This is a genomic window from Cronobacter sp. HA18006 (assembly GCF_011605445.1).
GTDB classification, from domain to species: domain Bacteria; phylum Pseudomonadota; class Gammaproteobacteria; order Enterobacterales; family Enterobacteriaceae; genus Cronobacter; species Cronobacter sakazakii.
Map to the genome: position 1 here is coordinate 259460 of NZ_JAANQB010000020.1, position 14094 is coordinate 273553.

Annotated in this window: 15 protein-coding genes; 10 read left to right on the plus strand and 5 right to left on the minus strand. The window is 53.1% G+C overall.

What is annotated here, in order from left to right:
• The first annotated feature begins 298 nt into the window (after positions 1-298).
• Genes tssF through G9X48_RS10320 form a run of 8 tightly spaced genes read left to right on the plus strand, consistent with a single transcriptional unit; the run spans position 299 to position 9342 of the window.
• Positions 299-2179, plus strand: coding sequence for a type VI secretion system baseplate subunit TssF (tssF, locus tag G9X48_RS10285; protein ID WP_097641187.1), 1881 nt, complete (start codon positions 299-301; stop codon positions 2177-2179).
• The gene (gene tssG / locus G9X48_RS10290; protein WP_097641186.1) at positions 2179-3207 is read left to right on the plus strand and encodes a type VI secretion system baseplate subunit TssG; all 1029 of its coding nucleotides are present in this window, start codon (positions 2179-2181) and stop codon (positions 3205-3207) included. Before tssF ends, tssG begins: the two co-directional genes overlap by 1 nt.
• A 54-nt stretch (positions 3208-3261) precedes the next feature.
• Complete coding sequence (locus G9X48_RS10295; RefSeq protein WP_097641185.1) at positions 3262-4308, plus strand: type VI secretion system ImpA family N-terminal domain-containing protein; 1047 nt, start codon at positions 3262-3264, stop codon at positions 4306-4308.
• Positions 4309-4312: 4 nt separating this feature from the next.
• A complete protein-coding gene (locus tag G9X48_RS10300; protein WP_097564449.1) occupies positions 4313-5308 on the plus strand; it encodes a fimbrial protein in 996 nt (331 codons plus the stop codon).
• A gap of 11 nt (positions 5309-5319) precedes the next feature.
• A complete protein-coding gene (locus G9X48_RS10305) occupies positions 5320-6657 on the plus strand; it encodes a GlcNAc-transferase family protein (RefSeq protein ID WP_097564447.1) in 1338 nt (445 codons plus the stop codon).
• Entirely contained in the window at positions 6651-7250 is a 600-nt protein-coding gene (locus tag G9X48_RS10310; protein WP_014729372.1) for a DotU family type IV/VI secretion system protein, read from the plus strand. Before G9X48_RS10305 ends, G9X48_RS10310 begins: the two co-directional genes overlap by 7 nt.
• A gap of 3 nt (positions 7251-7253) precedes the next feature.
• Positions 7254-8864 carry an OmpA family protein gene (locus tag G9X48_RS10315; RefSeq protein WP_165770545.1) on the plus strand — a complete coding sequence of 537 codons (1611 nt, stop codon included), beginning with the start codon at positions 7254-7256 and terminating at the stop codon, positions 8862-8864.
• On the plus strand, positions 8857-9342 hold the full coding sequence (locus G9X48_RS10320; protein WP_069682540.1) for a DcrB-related protein: 486 nt from the start codon (positions 8857-8859) through the stop codon (positions 9340-9342). The genes G9X48_RS10315 and G9X48_RS10320 overlap by 8 nt, the downstream gene beginning before the upstream one ends.
• A 63-nt stretch (positions 9343-9405) precedes the next feature.
• Here G9X48_RS10320 and G9X48_RS10325 read toward each other — a convergent pair whose 3' ends face one another.
• From G9X48_RS10325 to G9X48_RS10335, 3 genes are all read right to left on the minus strand, one after another.
• Positions 9406-10359: a helix-turn-helix domain-containing GNAT family N-acetyltransferase gene (locus tag G9X48_RS10325; protein ID WP_097564445.1), complete on the minus strand. Its 954-nt coding sequence runs from the start codon at positions 10357-10359 to the stop codon at positions 9406-9408.
• A gap of 66 nt (positions 10360-10425) precedes the next feature.
• Positions 10426-10962: a rhodanese family protein gene (locus G9X48_RS10330; protein ID WP_097564443.1), complete on the minus strand. Its 537-nt coding sequence runs from the start codon at positions 10960-10962 to the stop codon at positions 10426-10428.
• A gap of 1 nt (position 10963) precedes the next feature.
• The gene (locus G9X48_RS10335; protein WP_007865434.1) at positions 10964-11269 is read right to left on the minus strand and encodes a metalloregulator ArsR/SmtB family transcription factor; all 306 of its coding nucleotides are present in this window, start codon (positions 11267-11269) and stop codon (positions 10964-10966) included.
• Between the two features lie 205 nt (positions 11270-11474).
• On the opposite strand from G9X48_RS10335, the gene G9X48_RS10340 reads away from it, so the two are divergent.
• Positions 11475-12668: an MFS transporter gene (locus G9X48_RS10340; protein ID WP_088275551.1), complete on the plus strand. Its 1194-nt coding sequence runs from the start codon at positions 11475-11477 to the stop codon at positions 12666-12668.
• A 66-nt stretch (positions 12669-12734) separates the two neighbouring features.
• On the plus strand, positions 12735-13088 hold the full coding sequence (locus tag G9X48_RS10345; RefSeq protein WP_097564441.1) for a DUF1304 domain-containing protein: 354 nt from the start codon (positions 12735-12737) through the stop codon (positions 13086-13088).
• 4 nt (positions 13089-13092) lie between these two features.
• Here the strand turns inward: G9X48_RS10345 and G9X48_RS10350 are convergent, their stop codons facing one another.
• Positions 13093-13572 carry an RES family NAD+ phosphorylase gene (locus tag G9X48_RS10350; protein ID WP_097641184.1) on the minus strand — a complete coding sequence of 160 codons (480 nt, stop codon included), beginning with the start codon at positions 13570-13572 and terminating at the stop codon, positions 13093-13095.
• Between the two features lie 50 nt (positions 13573-13622).
• On the minus strand, positions 13623-14006 hold the full coding sequence (locus G9X48_RS10355; RefSeq protein ID WP_097641183.1) for a helix-turn-helix domain-containing protein: 384 nt from the start codon (positions 14004-14006) through the stop codon (positions 13623-13625).
• Positions 14007-14094: the final 88 nt, after the last annotated feature.

Genomic DNA, 14094 nt, shown 5'->3' on the forward strand with positions numbered 1-14094 from the left:
CAGTCAACCTCGGGCGTTGAGCCTGTCCTTTTGTCATGACATACTTTTATCAGATAACCTATTCGCCTGAGCGGCTTTACGACCTTTGGTTAGTGCATTAATGGAACTTTTTTTATACATTCAATGAATGATTCTCATAATTTTCTTTATAAAAAACGCAAAGGACAAGCTCTCGCTGTAGAAAAGCCGATACAGGTTATCAATCAAAATTCAAAATTGAATAACAGCGTTATGCTCAGCGTTTTAAACCGTCCTTTCTAAGCTGAATGGAATGGCAAGCACTTAATCAGGACATGGCATGGATAATAAATTTCTTGATTATTACAATAAAGAACTCACTTACATGCGAGAAATGGCGCAGGAGTTTGCATTGCAGCATCCCAAAATTGCTGCGCGCCTGGGTATGCATGGAATTGAAATTGCCGATCCTTACGTGGAACGTTTGATAGAAGCGTTTTGTTTTATGTCTGCCAGAGTCCAGATTAAACTGGACGCCGGCTTTCCGCGGTTTACACAGCGCCTGTTAGATATTATTTATCCTAATTATACTTCTCCGGTTCCCTCTATGGGGGTAGTGCAATTGAAGCCCGATTTCAAAGAGGGAGATTTAACTCACGGGTATACCGTTGCCCGTCACAGCGCTTTTTATTCCCCCATCGCACCGGGTGAGGCAACCCGCTGTGAATTCCGCAACGGTCACGCGGTCACGCTCTGGCCACTGGAGATTACCGAGGCAAGGTTAACTTCTTTACCGCCTGACATTCCTTCGACAGCAAAATTCGTTCTGCCTGTTCAGCGCCTTAAAGGCGCACTGCGTATTAAGCTAAAGCTGCATGAGAATTTACGTTTTTCGCAATTAGCCGGGCTTGAACAACTGCCTGTTTATATTGACGGTGATGAGCGTGTCGTTTCGCACATTTTTGAACTCATCCATACTGCGCATGTCGCTATGATGATTCACGGTAAGACGTCTGCCGGGAATGTCGACACGTTAGTCACAGAGATGCCGCTTACCTTTGAGGGGTTAAATCCTGAACAGTCCTTACTGCCTGCGCAGTGGAACATCTTTCATGGGCATACGCTTCTTCAGGAATATTTTACCTGCCGCAAGCGCTTCTACTTTTTTACGCTCACACAACTGAGTGAAGGGCTAAAAAAGATAGACAGCAACGAAGCTGAAATCATTATCTTGCTTGATAACGCGCCTCAGGATCTGGTGGCCCATATCACGGCTGCGCGCTTTCTGCTTTTTTGTACACCGGTGATAAATCTGTTTCCCAAACAGATGGACAGAATCGAAATTAACCGGGCATTGAATGAGTTTCATGTTGTTGCCGATCGCAGTCGCCCGCTGGATTACGAAATTTTTTCGATAAGTAAAGTGGCAGGACAGCAGGCTGAAAGCAGCAACGAAGTCACGTTCAGTCCTCTTTTCCAGACGCGTCATTACCATCATGGGAATGCCGGACGTTATTTTTCTCATACCCGACGCCCCAGAACGCTGGACAAAAACGTGCGTCATTATGAAACACGCACCTCGTATCGGGGCACCGAAGTGTTTATCTCGTTGGTTGACCAGCATGAGGCGCCTTTCAGCGACGATCTGCGTTATTTATCGGTCGATGCGCTGGTCACTAATCGCGATCTGCCCGTTTTGCTTTCTCGTTCTGGCCATTTTGATCTCACCATGACCGACGCCGCACCGGTTGAAAGCGCACGATTTGTCTGCGCGCCCTCTTTTCCACACACTCCTTTTGCAGAAGGCGAATCCGCCTGGCGACTGATACGACAGCTCAGTTTCAATTATCAGCCGCTGGCAGACATGGATCACAGCACGGGTGGAGAAGCGCTACGCAAGATGCTGCGGTTGTTCATCAGCCATTCTGATCATGAGGCAAGTACCCAGATAGATGCCCTGGTGGGATGTAAAAGCGAGCCCATTGTCCGCCGCTTACCCGATGATGGTCTGCTTATTTATGGCAGAGGCGTGCGCTGTACCCTGACGGTAGACGAGGCAGGTTTCTCAGGCATTAGTCCGTATCTCTTCGGTCTCATTATGGAAAATTACATCGCCCGACATGCTGCGATTAATGTGTTCACCGAAACAGAATTAGTCTCCATGCAACGTGGACGCATCAGTCGCTGGAAAGCGCGCCCGGGAAGGCGAGGCGTTTTGTAATGTTTCCCGAAACCCCAGAGAAAACGGCGCTGCCCGCTTGCCTGGAAGCGTGGTATCAACATGAAGCCCCCTGGCAATCAGGGTTCATCAGCGTATTACGTGCTATCGCGGCACGATATTCTCACCGGCCACCGGTCGGGCGCGCCGCCCTGCCTTCAGAGGAAGCGTTCAGAATTGGACAGCGCGCGTATATGGCATTTGCGCCACGTGAAATCGCCTGCATGGACTGGCGCAACGGCAAGGTGAATCTGCAGGTTTTTGGAACCGGCGTATGGGGCGCGCAAGGGGCAATGCCACTCCATTTTACCGAACTCGTCTACAGCCGAATGGAGAATCACGATCACGCGCTGGCGGATTTTGTCGATCTCTTTCATCACCGCGCGCTTTCTCTTTTTTATCGTGCCTGGTTTATTTCACAGGATTCCGCGACGCTTGACAGAACCGATGACGAAAAATTCGCCTTTTATGTAGGGAGTCTGGCCGGGCTGGATCTTCAGGAGATCACCGCCTTCGCGCTGCCCTCTCACGCAAGGCTGAGATCAACTGCACATCTTGTGCGGGAGGCGCGAAACCCGGAGGGATTGCTTGGCGCTATCCAGGACTATTTCCAGGTACCCGTCAATATCAAAGAGTTTGTCGGTCAGTGGATCGTTCTTGAACGCTGTGATCAAACACAGTTAGGCAGTAACGACGCCGCGATGTTACTCGGTAAAGGCGCGATACTCGGTGAAACCGTACTGGATCGCCAGCATAAATTTCAGCTCATCATCGGGCCGCTCAGTCTTGAGCAATACCTGCGTTTTAGCCCGTGGGGTCAGGATCTTCCCATCCTGAAAGAATGGGTGCGCAATTTTGTCGGCTTTGAATACGCATGGGAAGTACAACTGCTTCTTAACGCGCAGGCGGTGCCGCATGCCTCGCTGGACGGCACACATCAACTCGGCTACGCCAGCTGGCTTCCCAGAGAAGAGTCTATGAAACCGCTCTATGGCATGTGTTTTGAGCCTGAACTTAACCAACATGGCTGAATTTCCTCACCACGCCCTGGCGCAATAATGCTTGCCGTAAAGGATGAATAACTTATGGACATCGATACTCTGCAGATATCGGAATATTATCAACCACTCACGATGCCTCTCCCAGGTGCATTTCCGTGCGGTGTAAACCTCGAATATGACTCCGATTTCATTTTACTGCTGTCACGATTACAGCCGAGGCTTGATGCGGAATATGGTCAGTTTATCGAGGCCGCGGAACCCGTAAACTGGGCGGAAATTGAACGTGACAGTTTAGCCCTGTTCAACCGCAGTAAAGATATCAGATTGCTGATTATTCTTATGCGGTGCCGCTTGCGACAAACAGGACTGACGGCGCTTGAGGAAGGGCTCATTGCGCTATCTTTTTTTCTCACGCGCTGGTCTGAAGATATTCATCCACAGCTTTATGACGAAGGGGAGTTCGATCCCCTGATGCGTATTAACGCGCTAAATGAGCTGGAAGATATTCATGGCATCATTGGCGATTTGCGTAATCAATTGTTGCCCAAAGCCGCCGGTACGCAGATCACACTTAAAACATTCGAAAAATCGCATGCTCTCCCGCGCGACAGCGATGCATTGCCTGAAATAATGCTTTCCGCCTTACGTCTCGAATGGAAAACGCGGAATGATCCTGTAATCCGCTCCTTACAAGTGGCAAAGGCATGGCTCGATAAAATAAAAAATATAATCCCGCAGAAAACCAATATCGATATGCCTGATTTTCCTCAAATGAGCCAGCTTTTGAGCCTGTTTCTCTCAGAGGATGAAGAGTCAGCGGTCTATTGCGAAACTCCGGTTGTTCCCCCTCAACCGGGCGCGTCAGGAGAGGAGTCAATAGTGCCTGTGCTGATGCCAGAAGAGGTATCTGCGCAAGTAACAATGACAGCGCAACCGCACACTATTAATAGTCGAACGGAGGCGCTTTCCCGGCTTAAAGAAATCCGCGCCTGGTTTATTCATGCCGAGCCAAGTAGCCCCGTTATACCGCTACTGGCTTTTACCGAGCGGACCATCGGAATGCACTTCAATGAGTTATTAAAGTTTATCCCGGCGGAATTAATTTCCCGACTGGACGCAGAAAAGGATTAAAAAAATGAAAAAATGGCTTTCCATTGTGGCGCTATTTGTTATTACTATTGTAAAAGCTCAGGCCTGTGAGGTTGACCTGAGCGACGGCGTCGGCCCCACGACGTTATCCATTCCATCCCAGACCATTACTATTGATGCCGCGGCGCAAACCAGCACGACAGTGCCTGTTTACAGCTATGACTCCTCATTGCAAAGCACGCGGATTTCTTATATTAACTGCCTGAACGGCACACCATTCGGTAAAAGCCCTTATAATCTTGGCCCACAGGATACCAGCACAAAACTTTACCCAACGTCTGTGCCGGGCATTGGGCTAAAATTGCGCTGGAATAATGCCTCCGCTTTCGGTGATTTTCCCTCCGAAGGTGCCATGAGTTTCCCGTCACCCATGGGGCGATTTATTTATTCTGTAGGCTCTTACTTCCGTATAGAGCTTTATAAAACACAGCCAACCGTTTCTCTGAAAAACCCCGATGGTGATATTCTTTTGCCACCCGGCGACATTGCTTATAACTGGGTTTTGATAAATAACATCGGCCACTATGCTCAAAAACTTAATATCGGACAGATACTGGTGGTGAGTACACCCGCATGCACTTTCAACAATAATAAAGTGGTGGACTTCGGCCTTGTTACCGCAGCGGACCTGGCTGCAGGCGGCATCGAAAAAGATCTCAATTTTGACATTACTTGTCAGTCTGATTATGGGAATTATTCCGCAACAGCCGCCATTTCAACAAATACGCCCTCTGCGGACAATCAATATATTAAAGTCAAAGATAGCGCCGGTAACAGCGACAGGCTTGGCATAGAAATCAAAGACAGCCAAGGGCAACTGATGTTGTTAGATGGCAGTACCCGCGAGCAACTGACGAATATCGTGGCCAATACCCCGGCGACCTTTCACTGGAAGGCGCACCTTAAGCCCACGGCAGGCGTTCTCCATCCGGCGAACGGCGATTTTACCGCTCAGGCTGAAATTATCCTGCAAACAAAGTAGCGGCCTGCCCTATGAATCATTCGCTTTCAACCCTGTTCGTTAGTATTGCCAGTTACCGGGATCCTGAACTGATCCCGACGCTTAAAGATATGCTGCAAACGGCGGCTTTTCCTGAACGGTTACATATTTCGGTATGCTGGCAGGACGATAACGATATTAAGCAGTTTCTTAATCAAGGATTTACCGTCGTATTTGTGGAAGGGATGGATAACGGCGCGTTGTATAAACTCAGTTTCGCAGGCGTAGTGATTGATGTAATAAGCCTGCACTACTACACCAGCCAGGGGGCGTGCTGGGCGCGTCATATGGCCGAAACGCGATTTAACGACGAAGACTATTTCCTGCAAATCGATTCCCACTGCCGTTTTATTGAAAACTGGGATCAGGAAATGATTAACACAGTCGAAGAATTGCGCTCATCGAGCTCTAAGCCTGTGTTATCAACTTACCCGCCGCCTTATGACCCGGATAATAGTGAAGACAGAAAGCGTTACATCAGTCGGCTTATTTTCCGTGAGTTTACCCCACAGGGTATTGTCATGCTCTCTTCCCGAACGGTAACGTCGCCATCGCCTTTACGCTGCGGCTATCTGGCTGGCGGTTTTATTTTTGCTGATGGCAGTTTTGTCAAAGAAGTGCCCAACGATCCGCATATTTTCTTCGCGGGTGAAGAGATAGCCATGGCGGCACGCGCATGGACCAATGGCTACGATATTTATTGCCCGCATAAGATCCTGCTCTGGCATTTTTATGGCCGCAGGCAACACCCCAAAGTCTGGGCAGACCACAGTAATCAGGCGAAGGCGACGGGAAGCGTCGCGCTTGCGTGGTGGGAACGAGACCAGGTTGCGAAACAACGCGTTCGGACTTTGTTGGGGCTGGAACAACCGCCATGTGAAATGGGGAAATATGGCCTCGGAAGCGTGAGAGATTTTCACTCCTTTGAGCAGGCCATCGGTGTGAATTTCGGTAAGCGGGCGGTACATCCGTCGGTCGTGGGTGAGAATAAAGTCAGTTTTTTCTCAGCGGATAAATCGGAAGAACCACAGCAAGATATCGCGTTAATTTACCCTTTCAGGAAAGTCGTTAAATTCTCTAAAAAGGAGCTGGATTATCAGCGCTCAGATGTGAGCTGGTGGCATCTCGGTATTTATGATGAGAATAACACCCTGATTTACCGACAGGAGCTGACACCCGACGCGCTGGCGAAAAAAGTGATCGTCGCTGAGGATAATCTGGATATTGTCGTCGAATTTACGAGCCCGGCGGCCGTAGCACCGGTGTGGGTGCGCTTGTCTTCATTCAGCGACAGTCAGGGCTGGGGCGAGGTGTTGCAAAAGCCATGGTAACGCCCGACGTATTATTTGAAAAAATACTCACGATAGAAATTCTGCTGTCTATGGATGGCATTATTCCTTCGTTTTCAGAGTTAAAACTCAGGCTGACAACAACGCTTGACAGATTCTGCCATTCGCTGATGACGGCAGGCGCGCCGCAAGAGGATGTCGACAGGCTTTGTAAAATTCTCTGCCTCTGTATAGATGCGCGCGCACACACGATGCTTGCACGACAAGGGCTAAGCTGGGAGGGCCATGCGCTGACCCATCATTATTATGGCTATCACGAGGAACCTGTCATCGTCGCAGAGGTGCTTTCGCCCCTGCTGCAACAACCAGCCTGTCATCTTGATCTCTACGCGAAACGGCTTCTGTTTTTACTGGCGGCGCTTTTCCCGACCGACAGCGCACTGCGCACGCTGCGCTTTCAGTATGAAACGGCAATCCCATCTCTAACTTGCGAAAATCTTGTCGCCTCCCCTGTCATGCGTCCTGCCGGCAACGGGATCATTCGTCAGAGAGCCCTTATCGCCTTTGTCATTCTTTTGATGGCCGCGCTTTCGGGTGTGTGGTGGTGGTGCGTACAGCGCCTAAGTGAGCAATAGTAAATGTCGGCATTACATCGCAGATCCGCTCGCAGGCTGACGGGCACCACGGCATTGCTGGCGTTTATCGCCACACAACTGATGCCCGGCCCTGCAGGGCTCAACAACGCTTGTGCGATAGTGGCGCTGCTGGCTGGGTTGTGTTTCATTGGCCAACAATTATTACCTGCCAGACAGCGAACGCTGAAAGCCGCGAAGCCAGCGAACCACCAACAGGTCATTCTTATCGTCGGGCCCTTTGCCGCACGCTGGTTTAACCGCACCGGCTATGCTTCGGACTTACGGACAGAGCAGGACACCCTGTGGTTGCTCACCGCCACAGTGGAGGTACTTCAGACCCGCGTTGAAAAGGTGCGCCTGCAGCACCCACAGGCACAGATCCGGCTCTGGCTTCCTCTGCTGCCGGACGGTTATGACGATGTCGCAACGCTCGCGGCGCAACTGGAGGAGTGGCAACGTTCCGTCGCAGCCCTGGGCCTGGCGCATCCTTTGCCCTGCTGTGTTGCTATTTACGCCAGGCTAAGCAACACCGATAGCGTTTACTGGACCGGTTTGCACTGTCTTTCTCCCTGGACTGAAACACCAACGACCACACCCTTTGAAACGCTTGCACAGGCTTTCGATGCTATGGGCACGTCGAACAACATCGAAACGCGTCAGCGAAGCCTCATGGGCAAACCGTTGCTGAACTGGCTGCAGACCACGCCGTTACGTGAAGCGCTGATGCCACTCACGACACATCCCACGCTATGTCTGAGTGGCATTGTGGTGGCCGATGACGGTCAGGGTTTTACGCGCCACGGGGCATGGGCGCGCTTTCTGGAAAATCAGTATGGCGTGCTTCCGCCGCTCTCTTCCGCGCTGCTGTTGCCGCCGCTGCCGCCAGCATTAAAAGCTGTCTCGCTCTCACATGACACCGTGAAAAACCAGCGCACCGCAGGAACGTTACTGAGCGTTACCGCCGTTTTCATCCTGCTTGCCGCCTCGCTGCTCACTGCATTTCAGTGCGCGCGTGAACAAATCCAGCTGACAACATCCCTGATTGCGCATACCGAAGCCCTCGAACCGTGGCGAATACGCGCCCGGCGCGCCGCACTGGCGGCACTTGAAGCGCAGCAACAGCGTCTTTTAGCGTGCGCGGAAAAACCGCGGCTCACTGACTGGGGTTTATCGCCGTGCTCACGTCTGCAACAGGAAGCGCAGGCCGTCATCGGGCGCTACAGGAATTTACCTTATTTCAGCTCGCAGGCACCGGTGTCACTCTTTTCATCGGGCAGCGCCCGTCTGCGGCCGCACGGCCCGGACGCACTGCAGCCTTTGTTCACGCTGGTGAATCAACACCCGGAAAAGCGTTTTCTGATTATTGGCCACTCGGATAACACCGGCAGCCCTGAGGTTAACCAGCAGCTTTCCGTGAGCCGGGCGATCGCGGTGCGGGAATGGCTTGTGAAAACTACAAAGAGGCCTGCGATCCAATTTGATATTTACGGTCTCGGCGCCAGCGAGCCTGTCGCCGGTAATGACAATGAAACGGGCAGAGAGCTTAACCGGCGGGTTGAAGCCATCGCGCTGCCCGCCGACTCAATGGAAATAAGGAAATTCAAAAATGAGTAATAAAGTGCAGCCCTATTCGCTTTATGAGGGAAATTTTCTGACCACCGCGCCGGTGCTCGACAGAAGCGTTAATGTGCTGATGTTTCGCGACCCGGATAATCAGGAATATAGCCTGATAATTAATCGCGCGACGCTGGATGAAGACCAGACGCCGGAAGCGTTTTGCGAGTCGCAAATGGACATTCTGCGCAACAAACTCCCCGGCTTTCAGCTCGAAGGAAAAATGCTCCGCCACGAAACCGGCCCGTCGCGGCTGCCGGTCGTGCAGATCGCGAACCGCTATTTACAGGAAGGAAAAACCATTCGTCAGGTGCAAACGCTGGTTCAGTTGCCTTTTGACGCAGTTACCAATCCCCTGAACCGGGAAGTCATTATTTTTACGCTTTACGCCGAGGCTGACTTCACCGAGTATCAGCGTAAGCACTACGTGCAGATCATTAATAGTTTTAATCCGAACGTATCACCGCTGGTGGAATAGGCTTTTACGCAAAGCCCAAAGAAAATGAGGCGCACCGGCCTCATTTTCTCTTTCTGTATGCATTTATTCAGGACATTTGCGGGTGAACTGCTGTTCCGTAATCGTGCTTCCCCACTGAGAGCCCACCCACTCTTTTGTCAGGGTAAAACCAAACGACTCATACAGGCGTCTCGCCGCGGTCAGTTTATTGAATGTCCATAACTGAACGGCCGGAAATTGCCTTTCATCGCAAAACCGCATGGCTTCTGCCATCAGCGTTCTGCCAGCGCCGCTGCCACGACAGCCATCATCTAGGATTAACCAGCGCAGATGCGCTTCTCCGCTCCCGAGATCTTCCCCGTCAATGGCCACAGAGCCGACAATGCGCCCGTCGAGCATCGCAAGCCAAATCTGGTTACAGGGGTTATCCAGACGCCTGGCAAAATCAGCCAGCCCCGCGGCCACTTTGCTTTCAAAAAAAGCGCCAAAGGCATGCTCTCTGGCGTAATAACGGCCATGTATTTCCGTAATGCGGCCAATCATGCCCGGATGGTAGCCGGTAACGATGTGCAAATTTTCCTTTTCGCCGGTTTCCACACCGTGGCGGCATGCCTGCAGCGCCCCGGCATAATGCGTCAGCCCTTGCGACACCAGCTCGCGCTGGGGTGCAGACAGGTTTTTTAACGCGGCAATAACGCGCTCGTTACCGTAGTGGTTAATCTTTGCGACCGTGGTTTTGCCTTGCGCCGTCAGGCGAAGCAACTTGCTTCTTGCATCCCCGGCAGACCCCGTTTCCTGTAATTCCCCGGCCGTGACGAGTTTTGCCAGCATGCGGCTGACGCTCGATTTCTCAAGCCCCAGAACCTGTACCAGATGCGCTGCTGTGATCGTGCCGCAGCGCTCTGCTTCGAGCAGGGTATGAACGACGGAAGGCGAGTAATTGGTTGCCGCCAGCGTCTGATTCATAAAGCCGAGCTCACGGACCATCAGACGCGAAGCCACGCGGATATTTTCAACCAGTTGCGGTTCAATAATCATTCACAGTGCCCACAAAGATATAGTTGTATTATGCAACTATATCAGGACCGCTTTTGCAAGTGTGGTTCACGAAACCCGGTGCTGATTCCAGGGCATCACGACCAGCAGTTTCGCCATCCCGCACCAGCCGGTGATGCCAGCGAACATCAGCCCGGTGCCGACGAAAGCCGGAATAATATAAAACGCAGGCGTCACTACCGCGCCCGCAATAGTGCCGCCAAGCGCCAGCGCACCGGCGACAATCTGCACCTGGCGCATCAGCGGTAAGGGCTGGCGGCGGTCGGTAATGACCGGCAGTCCCGCCGCTTTCCACGCGTTCAGGCCGCCCTGCATTATCCGCACGTTTGCCGGATGCGCCGCCGCTATCAGTTGCTGTTGGGCTTTCTCTGTTCGCATTCCGCTCTGACAGTGGAAGATAACCATGTCGGTTTGCGCCAGAGCGTCTTTATCAAGACAGCCGGGCTGGATCTGCTCCAGCGGTAATGCGCGGGCATCAGCCAGATGTTCCCGCCGCCACTCATCCTGCCCCCGGATATCGATCAGCATGATCTTCTGCCCGGAAAGCGCGTGCACTTCCTCAGGGGTGATAAATATTGATGACATTTTATTCTCCCGGACAATAAATAGTTTTAAGCGTGTGCACCACCGCCACAACCGCCTCATTTTTAATGTGATAACGGATGTACCGTGCCTCGCGAATGCCTTCTATCAGCCCTTCCGCTTTCATCCGCGCCAGATGCTGAGAGGTTGCCGAAGGGCTGAGGCCACTCATTTTGCAAAGCTCTCCGGCTTCGGTGCCGGGGTTTTCTATGAGTACGCATAAAATCAGCAATCGCTGCGGGTGGCTCAGCGTTTTGAGAAGCGCGGCGGCACTGGCGGCCTGCCTGTGTAACGCATTCAGATCGGTCATGGTTTAATACTTTAGATTTATATAAATTTAGAAAATACTAAAATAAAAGCATGACTGTCAATCTCCGCGGCTGTTCTCCCCCGCCTCGCTCGTTTCATTTGGTTACGTTAACGTTGTGTGACTTTTTCTATTGCCTTCATACTTTTGTGATAACAACACGATAACGCTATGACGTACCTTCAAGGATCACAGGGAGATCAAACCGATGCTGCGATCGCTACAGGCACTGTGCCTGATGAGCTTTTTTCTGGCGGATGTGCGCGATGGGCTGGGGCCTTTTCTGGGCATTTTTCTGACGGAGCGGCACTGGCGGCCGGATGACATTGGCTTTGTGATGACGGCGGGCGGGATTGCCGCGCTGCTGGCGACGGTGCCAGCCGGGATTATGATCGACGCCACCCGTAAAAAGCGCCTGTTACTGCTGGCTTGCTGCGCACTGGTGACGCTCGCGACGCTGCTGCTCTGGTACAGCACGCATTACAGCGTCGCCGTGGTGTCGCAAATCGTCTCCGGGCTTGCCGCCGCGTTGATTGGGCCGCTTGTCGCCGGGATCACGCTCGGCCTGACCGGCCAGCACGGCTTCACCCGGCAGATGGGCCGCAACGAAGCATTCAACCACGGCGGCAATATGGTGGCGGCGGTGCTGGCAGGCGTCGCGATGTGGCTGTGGGGTATCGGTGCCGTATTTATTCTGATGACCGGCATGGCCGTTTTCACCGCGCTTTGCGTACTGGCGATCCGTGAACAGGATATCGATCACGATGTGGCGCGCGGCATTGAAAAAAATGACCAGGCCCATGCCGTACCGCAACTCTCCGTACTGCTGCGTAACCCGGTGCTTATCACAACCGGGCTTACGCTGCTGCTGTTTCACTTAGGCAATGCCGCGCTGCTGCCGATGCTGAGCATGCGCGTGGCGTCTACGGGCAGCAGCCTGTGGAGCCCCGGTCTTTACGCCGCGGCGACAGTGGTGATTTCGCAGTGCGTCATGATCCCGGTCGCGCTCTTCACCGCCTCGCAGGCACAGCGCTATGGCTATCGCAGGCTTATTCTGATTGCGCTGATCGTGCTGCCAGTCCGCGCCGCGCTCGCGGCAAGCTTTGCCGGGCCGCTGTCCGTGATACCGGTGCAAATCCTTGATGGCGTTGCTGCCGGGATTTTAGGCGTCGCGGTGCCGGGCTATATCGTTAACGCGCTGCGCGGCTCCGGGCACGTCAATGCCGGGCAAAGCGTCATTATGCTGATGCAGGGCGCGGGCGCGGCGTTCAGCCCGGCGCTGGCGGGCAGTATCGTCGCGCACTCGTCGTGGCGCATGGCATTTGCCGCGCTGGGCGTCGTGGCGTTGGGCGCGCTCATCGTCTGGTGGCGTGCGGGCGAGCGGGTATCGGCGACGGCCTGATCGCATCCGTACGGGCCAGCCGCGCGTATACTGTTGTTATTGCATTCTTCCTGATGAGAGTTGCTTATGGTAGCCACCATTCTTATTGCGCTTGTCGCCATTATTCATGTCTATATCGTCGTGCTCGAAATGTTTTTATGGGATACGAAAACAGGCCGTAAGGCGTTTAATCTGAGCGCCGACTTCGCGCGCGACAGCCGGGTGCTGGCCGCCAATCAGGGGCTGTATAACGGCTTTTTAGCGGCGGGGTTATTCTGCGGGCTATGGCTCGGCGACAGCGGTTTGCCATTTAAGTTTTTCTTTCTGGTTTGCGTGCTGATTGCCGGGATTTTTGGTGCAATTACCGCCAGCAGGAAAATACTGTATGTTCAGGCGCTGCCCGCGCTGCTGGCGTTAATCGCGTTGTGGATGGGGCTGTAAGGCCTCATTCAATCATTCGCACCTGAGCGTGGCTGTTTTCATTCCATGAAAACAGCACCAGATGCCAGAGGCCAGGCGCTTTGCGTGAAGGGTCAATCAGCCCGTTCATTCCCAGCGATTCAAGGCGCGCGCGCACCTGCCATGACGGCGAAATGCCGCCTGCTTTCACCGTCTCCTGCCACGGCGCAATCGCGTCATTGATGTCGATCCCGGCCGCAATAACGGCGTCAGTATTGCGCAGATCAAAAATCTTCTCGGCCACCACGCTGACGTTGACGATTTCCAGGCTGGCTCTGTTATCGCGATGCGCTTGCATGGCCGCCTCAACGCCCTGCGGTGAAGAACTCAAATACAGCGTGGGTTGATCGCCCCGTGAATATCGCCCCGGTGCCCTGGAGCCTGACAGCGCAAAGTCCCGGTACGCCGGATCGATCGCCCGATAAAAAACGCCTTCAATGCGGGTGTAAAAAGGGGTGATATCCATAAATTCTCCGCCATATTGGGTAAGAAGTGATGCCTGCCAGACCTTATTCGTCAGACCACTTCATCGGCAGCAAGACGCTCGTCGTAAGCCATTTGCGCCTGTTCGATAGCCGCGCCATGCTGCCTGGCCCAGCCCACCAGCGCCACAAACGGTTCCTGCAGCGTTCGCCCGAGCGGCGTAATCGAATACTCAACCGCCACGGGCGATGACGCAATGACGCGACGGCTGACCAGACCGTTGCGCTCAAGGCGACGCAGCGCTTCCGTAAGAGCCTTATGCGTGATCGGATCCAGCCTGCGTTTAATGGCGTTAAAGCGCGCGGGCTGGGTGCACAGTACGGTCAGAATCAATACCGACCATTTGTTGGCCACCTGTTCCAGAACAGGGCGGGTGCTGTTGATTTCAGCCAGTTGGGCAGCGATATCCGTCGACATGTGGTTACCTTCTCTATATCTGGTGTACATCAGGTGCGTAATTGACCGTAAATATACAAAATGTATCATCTGGCTTCCACCCCCTCTT

What these genes read in the sequence shown, in the direction of transcription:
- tssF (WP_097641187.1), top strand. Translation starts at nt 299, where the DNA reads ATGGATAATAAATTTCTTGATTATTACAATAAAGAACTCACTTACATG.
- tssG (WP_097641186.1), top strand. Translation starts at nt 2,179, where the DNA reads ATGTTTCCCGAAACCCCAGAGAAAACGGCGCTGCCCGCTTGCCTGGAA.
- G9X48_RS10295 (WP_097641185.1), top strand. Translation starts at nt 3,262, where the DNA reads ATGGACATCGATACTCTGCAGATATCGGAATATTATCAACCACTCACG.
- G9X48_RS10300 (WP_097564449.1), top strand. Translation starts at nt 4,313, where the DNA reads ATGAAAAAATGGCTTTCCATTGTGGCGCTATTTGTTATTACTATTGTA.
- G9X48_RS10305 (WP_097564447.1), top strand. Translation starts at nt 5,320, where the DNA reads ATGAATCATTCGCTTTCAACCCTGTTCGTTAGTATTGCCAGTTACCGG.
- G9X48_RS10310 (WP_014729372.1), top strand. Translation starts at nt 6,651, where the DNA reads ATGGTAACGCCCGACGTATTATTTGAAAAAATACTCACGATAGAAATT.
- G9X48_RS10315 (WP_165770545.1), top strand. Translation starts at nt 7,254, where the DNA reads ATGTCGGCATTACATCGCAGATCCGCTCGCAGGCTGACGGGCACCACG.
- G9X48_RS10320 (WP_069682540.1), top strand. Translation starts at nt 8,857, where the DNA reads ATGAGTAATAAAGTGCAGCCCTATTCGCTTTATGAGGGAAATTTTCTG.
- G9X48_RS10325 (WP_097564445.1), bottom strand. Translation starts at nt 10,359, where the DNA reads ATGATTATTGAACCGCAACTGGTTGAAAATATCCGCGTGGCTTCGCGT.
- G9X48_RS10330 (WP_097564443.1), bottom strand. Translation starts at nt 10,962, where the DNA reads ATGTCATCAATATTTATCACCCCTGAGGAAGTGCACGCGCTTTCCGGG.
- G9X48_RS10335 (WP_007865434.1), bottom strand. Translation starts at nt 11,269, where the DNA reads ATGACCGATCTGAATGCGTTACACAGGCAGGCCGCCAGTGCCGCCGCG.
- G9X48_RS10340 (WP_088275551.1), top strand. Translation starts at nt 11,475, where the DNA reads ATGCTGCGATCGCTACAGGCACTGTGCCTGATGAGCTTTTTTCTGGCG.
- G9X48_RS10345 (WP_097564441.1), top strand. Translation starts at nt 12,735, where the DNA reads ATGGTAGCCACCATTCTTATTGCGCTTGTCGCCATTATTCATGTCTAT.
- G9X48_RS10350 (WP_097641184.1), bottom strand. Translation starts at nt 13,572, where the DNA reads ATGGATATCACCCCTTTTTACACCCGCATTGAAGGCGTTTTTTATCGG.
- G9X48_RS10355 (WP_097641183.1), bottom strand. Translation starts at nt 14,006, where the DNA reads ATGTCGACGGATATCGCTGCCCAACTGGCTGAAATCAACAGCACCCGC.